10 protein-coding genes, 1 other RNA gene and 1 CRISPR repeat array are annotated in these 11,641 nt (G+C 43.4%); of the genes, 5 read left to right on the top strand and 6 right to left on the bottom strand.

Annotation, left to right across the window (positions count from 1 at the left end; genetic code table 11):
* Window positions 1–3: 3 nt before the first annotated feature.
* Genes cas7fv through cas6f form a run of 3 tightly spaced genes read left to right on the top strand, consistent with a single transcriptional unit; the run spans window position 4 to window position 2,576 of the window.
* Window positions 4–951 carry a type I-Fv CRISPR-associated protein Cas7fv gene (gene cas7fv / locus VOA_RS10640; protein ID WP_001174707.1) on the top strand — a complete coding sequence of 316 codons (948 nt, stop codon included), beginning with the start codon at window positions 4–6 and terminating at the stop codon, window positions 949–951.
* A 9-nt stretch (window positions 952–960) separates the two neighbouring features.
* Complete coding sequence (cas5fv, locus tag VOA_RS10645) at window positions 961–2,016, top strand: type I-Fv CRISPR-associated protein Cas5fv (protein WP_000697508.1); 1,056 nt, start codon at window positions 961–963, stop codon at window positions 2,014–2,016.
* Window positions 2,017–2,024: 8 nt separating this feature from the next.
* Window positions 2,025–2,576 (top strand): type I-F CRISPR-associated endoribonuclease Cas6/Csy4, encoded by a 552-nt coding sequence (gene cas6f / locus VOA_RS10650; RefSeq protein WP_000340322.1) that lies wholly within the window; start codon window positions 2,025–2,027, stop codon window positions 2,574–2,576.
* Between the two features lie 130 nt (window positions 2,577–2,706).
* Window positions 2,707–4,714: direct repeats of the CRISPR family, unit length 28 nt; unit sequence GTTCACTGCCGCACAGGCAGCTTAGAAA.
* Window positions 4,715–5,071: 357 nt separating this feature from the next.
* Here cas6f and VOA_RS10655 read toward each other — a convergent pair.
* From VOA_RS10655 to smpB, 3 genes are all read right to left on the bottom strand, one after another.
* Complete coding sequence (locus VOA_RS10655) at window positions 5,072–6,310, bottom strand: integrase domain-containing protein (protein ID WP_001107726.1); 1,239 nt, start codon at window positions 6,308–6,310, stop codon at window positions 5,072–5,074.
* A 165-nt stretch (window positions 6,311–6,475) separates the two neighbouring features.
* Window positions 6,476–6,842, bottom strand: a transfer-messenger RNA (tmRNA) gene (gene ssrA / locus VOA_RS19100).
* 68 nt (window positions 6,843–6,910) lie between these two features.
* Window positions 6,911–7,396: an SsrA-binding protein SmpB gene (gene smpB, locus VOA_RS10660; protein WP_000162689.1), complete on the bottom strand. Its 486-nt coding sequence runs from the start codon at window positions 7,394–7,396 to the stop codon at window positions 6,911–6,913.
* A gap of 183 nt (window positions 7,397–7,579) precedes the next feature.
* Here smpB and VOA_RS10665 point away from each other — a divergent pair, with 183 nt between their 5' ends.
* Together VOA_RS10665 and VOA_RS10670 are read left to right on the top strand one after the other, a co-directional pair.
* Window positions 7,580–8,014 (top strand): SRPBCC family protein, encoded by a 435-nt coding sequence (locus VOA_RS10665; protein ID WP_000815877.1) that lies wholly within the window; start codon window positions 7,580–7,582, stop codon window positions 8,012–8,014.
* A 2-nt stretch (window positions 8,015–8,016) separates the two neighbouring features.
* Window positions 8,017–8,322: an RnfH family protein gene (locus VOA_RS10670; RefSeq protein ID WP_032468185.1), complete on the top strand. Its 306-nt coding sequence runs from the start codon at window positions 8,017–8,019 to the stop codon at window positions 8,320–8,322.
* 77 nt (window positions 8,323–8,399) lie between these two features.
* Here the strand turns inward: VOA_RS10670 and bamE are convergent, their stop codons facing one another.
* From bamE to nadK, 3 genes are all read right to left on the bottom strand, one after another.
* A complete protein-coding gene (bamE, locus tag VOA_RS10675; RefSeq protein WP_001160912.1) occupies window positions 8,400–8,759 on the bottom strand; it encodes an outer membrane protein assembly factor BamE in 360 nt (119 codons plus the stop codon).
* Between the two features lie 158 nt (window positions 8,760–8,917).
* Window positions 8,918–10,582, bottom strand: a complete 1,665-nt coding sequence (gene recN, locus VOA_RS10680; RefSeq protein WP_000879547.1) for a DNA repair protein RecN — start codon at window positions 10,580–10,582, stop codon at window positions 8,918–8,920.
* 128 nt (window positions 10,583–10,710) lie between these two features.
* Window positions 10,711–11,595, bottom strand: a complete 885-nt coding sequence (gene nadK, locus VOA_RS10685) for an NAD(+) kinase (RefSeq protein ID WP_000742826.1) — start codon at window positions 11,593–11,595, stop codon at window positions 10,711–10,713.
* Between the last annotated feature and the right edge of the window lie 46 nt (window positions 11,596–11,641).

Here is an 11,641-nt window from a genome sequence, read left to right as displayed (position 1 = left end):
ATTATGCAAAAAGTAACAGGAATTAAAAGTGTAGATTTTAAAATTAAAGCATTAGGTCATGGTGTAGTGAATTGGAATGGGCCTACAACCTTAACTGGAGATGATGGTAAAACAGTCGATAATCATACCTTGCCAAAATTGCGCGGCTATACCAACTTAACCGGTAAAGTAAAAGATGAAACTGGCTATAAATATAAAAAACAAGCAACTGACATTAATTTCAAAGAAACGCCACTGTATATAAGTCAAAATTGTATTCGACATCATTTGTTTCGTGAGCAAGCTTTTGATTTACATTTTGCTAGTGACAAAAACCTAAAAAACGTTCTGGCTTCAATTACGGGGTTGATCCGAGGTTATGTAGTTCCTGCAAGTCAATGTAAGCGCACCAGTCCACTATTGTTAGAAGATTTTGTTGATCAATTTGGGAATGGCAACTTTGAACAATATGGACAGGCAGGTGCTAGAGATAGCACATCATTTTTTTCAAAGACTACTTTTGGTGATACTGAATATATCTCTTATGGTTCCATTAGTATTGAACAACTGCAATTTATATCGTTGGATAAGAAGTTTGATCGTGCCGCAATGGTTATCAAAGAGGGCGAGGGTGAGGTTATTGCCGCTGAACTACAAAGCTATATTAAGTCACTTAATCCTAGCTTAAACCCACAGGCGATTTTTCACAAAAACTACGTCAGAAGAGGCACAATATTTGAAGAGGGAGAGTGTGGCATTTTACTTAATGATGACGCAGTGAAAGCTTTAGTTGACGAAACACTAGATCGTTTAGCTAATTTGTCTATTCGTCAAGCGAAAGGTTATATGTATGTTGACGAAATTACAGTTGATTATAACGATAGTCATAAAATGATGCGCATTAAGCGTGATGAATCAGAAATTTCAGAGCAACCTAATGGTAATTTTGCAATTTACTTTTATGCAAAGTAGAGGTAGGTGATGAAAATCTTAATTGATTATGAAGCATCTTGGCGTAACTCATTTTTGGATGGTAATAATAATGAGCCATTACCTGCGAAAGGTAGAAAATTTATAGCTGCAAGCTCTAGTTTAAATGATCGTGAAAATCCGGGTAATTTTAAATTAGTTGAAGTAACGAAGCAGACAGTATTTGGGATTCTGTGTCGATTGATTGGTGATCAAAGGAAGTTATATCAATCAAAACAAAGTGATACGTATTTCCTGAAAGGGTTGGAAGACTTAATAACGTTCAAAGATAAACCTGTGTTGACCAATGAAATTGTATATATTCGGAATATGACTGGTAGCTTTGACAGAGAGTCATATACAGGAGTGATAAATACAAATCATTGGTTGTTTAAATCTAATTTTTCTAAGCAACTTTGGAGTCTTGCTTTTACTGATCTAAATGCACTGGTCAGTTTTATAGTTGAAGAATTTGAAGTTGCTAATGATCGGGAGTTCGATCCTAGGGATATTATTGATCGATTTAGTAACTTTAAAAGTATCGCCATCAGTAAAATTGATGAATTAGGCTTGTCAGAAAATCGTTTATATAAGGCAGTTGACATTCTTTATGATGCTAACCTTAATGCAACTTTAAGGTATTTGTTTCCCAGTATGAAAAAGAGCTTTTCTGATATTGACTATATCAAATCAGATCAAGTTGATGTCAGAGCATTATATTGCTCTGCACTATATTTAAAGTTAGTCAGGCTCAACCTAAGTGGTGTACCTATAGCGAGTAATATTAAAGGGTTTTCTGTGGCTCGTTTGACACCAAAAGACTTTATGGGCAGTTTCACACAAGGTAAAAAGAAGGTTTACGGTAATCCTTATCTAAAAAAGGAAATGATAAAAGGACAAGGAGAAGTGACATCTATGCTGACCAAAGCCAGCGGGCAGTTGGAAATTATTATTGATGTGGATCGAGACAAAGCACAAGAAATCAAAACGTTGATTGAAAATGCTGGGGTATCAAGTTTTTACCTTGGAAAAAAAGGGTTGGCTTATGTTTCAAGCATTCGACTTTAGGAGCGATGATGGACGCATACATTGATATACGGCTGATGCCTGATGCTGAAATGCGCGAGGCAGAATTAAGTAGTAAAGTCTTTATTAAATTTCACAAAGCACTGGTGAAGTTACGGAGCAATAAAATTGGTATTAGCTTTCCAGAAGCAAATATTAAACTAGGGCGATTATTTCGTTTACACGGTGAAATGAGCGCACTGCATGATTTGCAGGGGTTAAATTGGTTAGGACCTTTGGCAGGATATTGCAAGATTACTACGGTTACTCATGTGCCAGACCAAGTGCAATATCGCATCATTTCAGTTAAACGCAGTAATTTAAGCAAAGCAAAATTAACGCGTTTAATTGCTAGAGGTAGCATAGATAAAGATGGTGAGAAACGTTACAAAGTAAAAATGCTTAGCCAAGGGTTTGATAATCCATACCTTGATCTGTCTAGCAGTTCAACAGGGCAGGTGTACCGAAAATTCTTTGAGTTTAGTGATATTCAAGCTGACCCAGTTGATGGTGAGTTTGATAGTTATGGTCTTAGCAAAACAGCTACAGTACCTTGGTTTTAACCCTTTATTTTTGCTCTTTAAAAATGTGCTTTTAAAACAAATGGTTGCAACGGGTTGTTTTTAACAAGGTAAAAAGATGATTTTTACCCTAACAGCTTGTTGCAGCTTATTTTTATCGGTTTATTCTATTGTTCACTGCCGCACAGGCAGCTTAGAAATTTCATAAAGGTGAAAGCGTAACCACCTGCAAGTTCACTGCCGCACAGGCAGCTTAGAAATGATTGTTTCCGTTAACGTAAACACGGAAGTTGTTCACTGCCGCACAGGCAGCTTAGAAATTTGTTGTCGGTGTCTGCCGCATACCATGTGTGTTCACTGCCGCACAGGCAGCTTAGAAAATTATTAACTTCGCGCTGCATTTCTTCTAGAGGTTCACTGCCGCACAGGCAGCTTAGAAATTAATCGACTTTGCACTGATGAGGGCTTTTCTGTTCACTGCCGCACAGGCAGCTTAGAAACATAGTGATTTTAGTAGTTGAGGTTTTATGCCGTTCACTGCCGCACAGGCAGCTTAGAAATATCAAGCAACACAAGATGCTATGAACGTAGCGTTCACTGCCGCACAGGCAGCTTAGAAATTCCGCTATTCTTCTGGCTTAAAAAACAAGCTGTTCACTGCCGCACAGGCAGCTTAGAAATTGGTTTTTGAATCACCTATTCGAATGTATTTGTTCACTGCCGCACAGGCAGCTTAGAAATCAGACATTCGCCGAAGCGCTACAGCTTGCAGGTTCACTGCCGCACAGGCAGCTTAGAAATTATCGCAGCAATACTCATCCTTGCGTGCTTCGTTCACTGCCGCACAGGCAGCTTAGAAATATTTAACTGGATCTGGCATTGGCATTGGCATGTTCACTGCCGCACAGGCAGCTTAGAAATAATTGAAATGTCTAAGCAGATGCACGAAGAGGTTCACTGCCGCACAGGCAGCTTAGAAAAAATGTCTGCCGGAACTTCAAACCACTTGAGAGTTCACTGCCGCACAGGCAGCTTAGAAATTTATCTGGAATTTCTTGTGGGGTGTACACTGGTTCACTGCCGCACAGGCAGCTTAGAAATGAAGCACTGCGCCTTTCATAAATGTGAAAGCGTTCACTGCCGCACAGGCAGCTTAGAAACAACAATGGCGCCATTGCCCATCTCGTAACTAGTTCACTGCCGCACAGGCAGCTTAGAAATTAGTGTTGCTGATAAAGCCGAGTTCAACCAGGTTCACTGCCGCACAGGCAGCTTAGAAAGTTACCCCAACAGGCCGATACATTAAAGCTAAGTTCACTGCCGCACAGGCAGCTTAGAAATCAACTTGATCGAGAATTGCCTGATTTGGGATGTTCACTGCCGCACAGGCAGCTTAGAAAATATGATGTGTTTTATGGGTGCTTAGACAACAGTTCACTGCCGCACAGGCAGCTTAGAAAGATCTCAGCTTCCCATTCGGACTGAGTTTTATGTTCACTGCCGCACAGGCAGCTTAGAAAACATGCGTGTTTTACGCCTTTTTGATATAATTGTTCACTGCCGCACAGGCAGCTTAGAAAAGTTAACCCCGCTGATTCTGCACCTAAGTGACGTTCACTGCCGCACAGGCAGCTTAGAAATCTATGACTACAATAGCTGGATTGTTCGCCAAGTTCACTGCCGCACAGGCAGCTTAGAAACCATCTGAGTAACAGAGGTAGCGGAATTGTTAGTTCACTGCCGCACAGGCAGCTTAGAAAACTAATCACAAATCCAGCCCCATCCATAAATTGTTCACTGCCGCACAGGCAGCTTAGAAAACACAAACAAGCCTCGCAAAAGCGGGGCTTTTGTTCACTGCCGTACAGGCAGCTTAGAAAGCTAAAATCACTAGGCTGGAACAGAAACAAAAGTTCACTGCCGTACAGGCAGCTTAGAAATGACTGAGCCAGAGAGCAAAGAAGAAGTTTTGGTTCACTGCCGTACAGGCAGCTTAGAAACGTAGGAACGCAGCAGATCAGAAAGTATATCCGTTCACTGCCGTACAGGCAGCTTAGAAAAAGGGTTTAGACTTGGTATCAGTGTATAAATCGTTCACTGCCGTACAGGCAGCTTAGAAAAGCTTAAACAGTACGTTTTTGCCTTTGACGTTGTTCACTGCCGCACAGGCAGCTTAGTTAGAAAGTAAATCAAACGAGGCAGTTCACTTTCTAGATTACGTTAAGGTTCTTACGTTCTGCTATGCATGTTTATTAGGGTTTTCTTAAATGGTCTTTTCCCCAAGCATTAGTGACAAATTTCCGAGGTGTAATGATTAAGATAGCCCAGTTGATGAGTATCAGTTGAGGGGTAGTCACCATGAGCATCGTTGGTTGTGTTAATATCAAATCCAAGTATATCGATCGAACATGTCAGATGGTCTCGTAAGCCAAGTTTTACTCAGGGCGAGTTTTGCGTCAATAAAAATCCTTTTAAAATCATAACGTAATGAGCTATTGGATTACATCAGCTTCCATGTCTTAAGTGGAGGTTATATTCTAGATTATTTTCAATTGCCGAGTACCAGTCACAGATAGGCTACCTTTCGCGGCCTCTTCTATATGCCCGCTCCACCAGCACATCATTGGTTTTCTACGTTCGAGATAATCCGTGCGGTTATAGGCACTTCGAACTTGGTTATCGTCAACGTGGGCTAGGGCTGCTTCAACTAAATCAGGATCAAAGCCTTGTTCATTGAGTGTGGTACTCGCCAGCGAGCGCAAACCGTGACTAACTAGCCTTCCGGCAAAACCCATACGTTTTAATGCCATGTTAGCCGTTTGGCTGTTGCAGGGCTTTTTCGGGTCTCTATCTGACGGAAAAATAAAATCTCGATGGCCGCTTATCGGTTTCATTACTTCCAATAGCGCCAGCATCTGCTCTGTGAGCGGGATGCGGTGCTCTCTTCTTTTTTTCATTCTTTCAGCAGGAATGGTCCAAATTTTCTCATCCCAATTAATTTCATTCCAACGTGCACCGGATGCTTCTGCAGGGCGCGTCATGGTATGCAATTGCCATTCAAGTAAACAACGCGTAGTGCGTTTGATACTGGCATTGGCAATAGCCGCCATGAGTTCGGGCAGCTCTGCCGGTGTCAGTGCCGCCATATTTTCTTTTTTAGGTTTCTTGAAGGCGGCTTTGATGCCAGTTAATGGATTGGCCTGGATAAGACCGCAGTTAGTGGCGAAGTTCATCACTTCATTGAGTCGCTGTGTTAAACGTTTGACGGTTTCTAGGCTACCTTTGGCTTCAATCGGTTTGAGTAGTTCTATGATCTCTGGTGCGGTGATCGCTTTTATCGGTTTGTTGGCAATGTGCGGAAAGATATGAAGTTCCAATGAGCGCCAGATATCGAGTGCGTAATCCGGTGTCACATCATGCTGTTTGATGGCAAACCAATCTTTCGTGACGTTCTCAAAGGTGTGCTCATGGATCTCTTTATGAACTTGTTGTTGGCGTTTTCGATCGTCTTGTGGATCGATGCCTTGTGCGATCAGCTCTTTGGCAGAAAGTAAGCTTTTTCTTGCTTGTAAAAGGGAGATGTCTGGGTACATTCCAAAGCTTAAGTTAGCTCGTTTACCGTTTGTGGGACGATAGTAGTTGAAGATCCACTGCTTTGAACCGTTAGGTTTGATTCTAAGTCGCAAGCCATCACCATCGAAAAGATTATATTCTTTCTCTCTAGGTTTGGAGGCTTTGATCTCTTTATCTGTCAGCTTTACTGTGTTTTTCGCCATGAGGGGTACACCAGATTAACACGATAAAATCAGTGTACCTTGTAGTGTACCTAAAAATCAAAGCTGCTATGGAATCTTGTGGAATAGCTATAAATTCTAAGTTGTTGATCTTTAATTGTTTGATATAAGAAAAAAGACGTCCGGAGACGTCTTTAAACTATGATTTGGTGGAGCTGGGGGGAGTTGAACCCCCGTCCGAAAACCATTCATCTTTGGTACTACATGCTTAGTCGATCTTTAATTTCACCACCGCCTGCGAACCGACACGCTAACGAATGGCTAACCTGAATTAGATCTCGCGCTTCATCCCTCAGGTGGGGGAATCCACGCCAGCTTGATTTGGTTTGACCTTCCTGATTTCCCCGTCTTACAAGCGGAAGCTAGGGAGGAAGGGCTCTGAGCAGGGTATTAAGCTGCTAGTGCGTAGTTTTCGTCGTTTGCGACTATTTTTTTGCGGTTTGTTAACGAGGCCTACCGCACCTCGGCATGCACCTCAGACTGCAAAATTCCCGTCGAATCCTGAATCAGCCCCAGAGGTAACGGGTGCATAGTACCAGAATACGTGCTTCTGTCTAGCTCCCATTTTTCAAGTGGTTACTATTAGCGCAACGCGCTCTTCATCACTCGATCTTTTTGGCGTTGCCACTCTTTTTCTTTCAGATCTTCACGTTTGTCGTGCAGTTTCTTACCTTTCGCAACGCCAATTTTGATTTTGACCCACGAACGAGACCAGTAGAGTGACAATGCGGTTAGTGTCATCCCTTCACGGTTGATGCGACCAAACAGGTTGTCCAGCTCGCGGCGTGAAAGTAGCAGCTTGCGGATACGGGTAGGGTTGGCTACCACGTGAGTGGAGGCTTGCTGCAACGGAATGATGGTCATACCGGAAATGAACGCTTCGCCATCTTTGATGTAGACGTAGCTTTCTGCAATGTTGGCTTTACCTTGGCGAAGTGATTTGACTTCCCAGCCTTGTAGCTCCATGCCAGCTTCAAATTCATCTTCGATGAAGTATTCGTGGCGAGCTTTCTTGTTCAGCGCGATAGTGTTGCTACCCGCTTTGGTATTGGTTTTCTTTTTTGTCATAGTGGGCGCATTATACGGATTGGTCAGCGGTTAGGAAACGCTTTTGTTTGCCGTAGCATACGGTTATCTGCGCGATGACTCAAGCGCTGTATCGTGTTGTGCGTGACTGACGGCTTGAGGTGCCGGGGGGATGAAAGTACAATCCGTTTTCCCAAGCTGTTTGAGTCGTGGTAAGGAGTGAAAATGAAACAAGTGAGTCGTTCTGCCTTGGTCTCGTTTAGTGCAGAGCAGATGTTTCATTTGGTCAATGATGTGGCGCGCTATCCTGAGTTTTTGCCCGGTTGTTCGGGTTCTCGTGTGCTAGAACAAAGTGATTCCCATATGGTGGCATCGGTAGATGTATCTAAAGCGGGGATCAGCAAAACCTTTACCACCTCTAACCAATTGATACATGGATCTTCTATTGGTATGAGTCTCGTAGATGGGCCATTCAAAACTCTGCGTGGTGGATGGTTTTTTACGCCATTAGACGAGGCTGCTTGTAAAGTTGAATTGCGTCTAGAGTTTGAGTTTTCCAGCAAAATGATTGAGTTGGCGTTTGGCAAAATTTTTAATGAATTGACCAGCAATATGGTGAATGCGTTTACTCGCCGAGCAAAACAGGTGTATGGAGAGTGATGATGAGCAGTGAAATGATTCATGTTGAAGTGGTGTATGCGCTACCGCATGAGCAGCGTGTACTCAAGCTGGTGGTTGAGCAATCGGCAACGGTGGAAGAGATCATCCGTACCTCAGGCATTTTGCAGATGTACCCTGAGATTGATCTGACGGTCAATAAGGTGGGCATTTTCAGCCGGAATGTGAAGTTGGATGCTAAGGTACGAGATAAAGATCGGATTGAGATTTATCGCCCATTATTGGCTGACCCGAAAGAGATTCGCCGTAAACGTGCGGATCAAGCCAAAGCTGCTGCTAATCAAAGTTAATGTGATGGCTGAAGAATCAACACCAAAAAAAGAAAAGGCTTGTGAAAGCCTTTTCTTTTTTAATCAGCAAAGTGCGCTTAGTTGACGCCTTCGAAGAAAGAATCGCCAGCAGGGAAATCTCCCGCGACATTAACAAGTTTGCCACCATCATTAAATTTAACGATCAGGTTTTTCTGTACGGGATCGTTATGGCCTTGGGTGTGGTGATAAATGTAATACCAAGTATCTGGATATCCATTTTCAACCAGCATAGGTGAGCCGAGAACAAAACGAACTTGTTCTTTACTCATGCCAAACTTGAGCTGATCAACCGATTGTTGATCAACATAGTTACCCTGATTGATATCGATTCGATACACCAAACGCTCTAATAAAGAGCAGCCGGATAAGGCGGTGACGGCAAGGGGAAGGGCGATGAACCACTTAGTAAACTGCATTGTTAAAACTCTCTGTCCCTCAGGGCTAAAAACTTGGCTGATAATAAACAAGCTCAGAGCAGATGTAAAAACCTCGATCGTGCTCTGAGCCTATTGAGACTGTGAATTTTGAGTTTGGTTGCAAAGCTGAACAAAAAATCCAGTGATGTGATATGAAATTAGGCTGCGATTAATAGCTCTTTAGCATTCGCGAGCGTGGATTCGGTAATTTGGCTGCCTCCGAGCAAGCGTGCAAGTTCAGCAATGCGCTGTTCTTGATCCAGTTTGAGCATTTGCGTTTCGGTTTTGCCTGCTTTGGTCTGTTTGGCGACAAACAGTTGATGGTGTCCGCAACCTGCCACTTGCGGTAAGTGGGTGACACACAGTACTTGAGTCGACTCGCCCAATTTGCGCAGTAGTTTGCCAACTACGGCTGCTGTTGGCCCTGAAATACCCACGTCAACTTCATCAAAAATCAGGCTTGGAGTATCGACTTTCTGCGCAGTAATCACTTGGATCGCCAATGACATCCGTGACAGTTCACCACCAGAGGCCACTTTGGCGATGGGTTGCAGCGGTTGACCCGGGTTCGTCGAGACTAAGAAAGTCACGGCATCAAAACCTAATGGCGATGAGTGCGCGCTGTCTTGCAGCACTTCGATTTTGAATTGCGCTTTTTCCATGCTCAGCTCATGCATGCTTTGGCTAATCAATTTATCCAATTCTTTGGCATAGCGAACACGAGATTTGTGCAGTTTGTCAGCGGCCGCAACAAAGGTTTGGTAGAGCACGTCGACTTCACTAGCGAGTGCTGACATTTTCTCGTCAGAACAATCTAGCTGAGCAATTTGCTGCAAGAGTGTTTGGTGATGCTGATACAGCTCTTCTGGAAGCACATGGTGTTTACGTGCGAGCGACATCACTTTGGAATAGCGCTCTTCAACATATGACATACGTTCTGGGTCGACATCAATCGAATCGAGATAGTTGCGCAGCTCATGGTAAGTTTCTTCAAGCTGAATCAATGCTTCTGCCACCATTGAAGGGAGCGTTGTCAGTTTGCTATCCATTTCAGCTAAGTCTATTAGCGTATGACTAACATTCTGCAATAGACCTAATGCGTTAACCTCTTCACCTTCATTGAGTAGCTCAATCGCGCGTTGGCAGTTGAGTGCCAGATCGCCGCTATTGGCTAAGCGTTTGTGCTCTTGTTCAAGTTCGACAAATTCTTCTTCACCAAGAGCTAATTCATTGAGTTCTTTAATTTGGTATTCCAAAAGTTGTAACTGTGCCTGATTCTGCTGGCTATTTTCGTGCAACTGTTTGAGTTGATTGCTCGCTTGACGCCAATTTTGATAGGCGTGACGCGTGGCTTTGAGCAAGTCTGCATGACCTGCGTATTGATCAAGCATACTGAGCTGATATTCCGGTTTCATGAGTTGCTGATGTGCGTGTTGGCCATGTACATTGATCAGCAGTTGTCCCAACGTTTTGAGCTGAGAAAGCGGAACTGGGCTGCCATTAATAAAGGCTTTAGAACGCCCATCTTTGGTGATGATTCGGCGCAGAATGCACTCTTTACCTTCAAGCAGTTCATTATCTTCTAACCAGCGGCTAGCGAGCAGATTGTTATCCAGATGAAAGGCGGCGCTGACTTCGGTTTTATCTTCACCTTGACGCACCATGCTGGCTTCAGCTCGTCCGCCTAGGCATAAACCCAAAGCATCGATCGCGATGGATTTACCTGCACCAGTCTCACCTGTGATGGTGGTCATTCCTTTTGACAATTCCAATTGCAGCGATTTTACGATAGCGAAGTTATTGATACTCAAATGAGCCAGCATGTTTGCACCTGTATGATTAACCAATACTGTATAAAGAAACAGTTTATACTGTTTCTTTATACAGTAAAGCTACACAGGTAAATTTTTTCACAGCCTTTTCTATTCATGCATGAAATCTGTGAGCGGAATCAAAACAGCTTACTTGACCAACCCAGTTTGGTACGTAGTACATGATAGTAGCTGTAATCTTCGGGATGGATCAGTTTCAGCACATTAGGGCTTTGATAAATATGAATTTCATCACCAGGGGAGACTGGGAGTGAGATTTGCCCATCACAACTGACTTCTTGAGTGCCACGATTATCTGGTGAGACAACAAGCTTGATGCGGCGATTGCCATCGACCACCAGTGGTCGACATGAGAGCGTGTGTGGAAACATCGGCACCAAGGTGATTGCATTGAGGCTTGGCGAAAGGATTGGGCCACCACCGGAAAGTGAATAAGCGGTAGAGCCCGTTGGGGTGGAAACAATTAAGCCATCGGAGCGTTGAGAGAAAGCGAAGTTCTCATCGATATAGACTTCAAATTCAATCATATGCGCTATTTTACCCGGATGAAGCACGGCTTCGTTCAAAGCCGCATTATGGCTTTTGATTTGCCCGTGACGATGAATTTCCGCTTCAAGCAAAAAGCGAGTTTCTTGCAAATAGTGGCCATCCAACACTTCTTGTAAGCGTTGTTGGAAATCTTCTGGGTTTAAGTCGGTCAAAAAGCCTAAATTGCCGCGATTGACCCCGATCACGCAGATATCGAAGCGAGATAATACGCGCGCTGCCCCGAGCATATTGCCATCACCACCGACCACAATCGCTAAATCAGCTTTTTTGCCGATTTCAATCAAACTTGCAAAGTGCTCGCTCGGTAAATCGGGCAAAATTTCCCGTAAACGATCATCAATAAACACCGAATAACCTAGTGAAATCAGCCAGTGATAAATTTCTTTATGCGTTTGAATTGCTTGTTGATCTCGCGGTTTGCCGATAATGGCAAGAACGTTGAATGGCTTTTTCATAGGGTTTCCAACCGATTTAGGCTTGAATCAGAATTCATCGTCCCCA

Source organism: Vibrio sp. RC586 (assembly GCF_000176715.1).
Classification (GTDB): Bacteria; Pseudomonadota; Gammaproteobacteria; order Enterobacterales; family Vibrionaceae; genus Vibrio.
The sequence above is the reverse complement of the archived record's forward strand: the minus strand, read 5'-3'. Positions and strand labels throughout refer to the sequence as shown.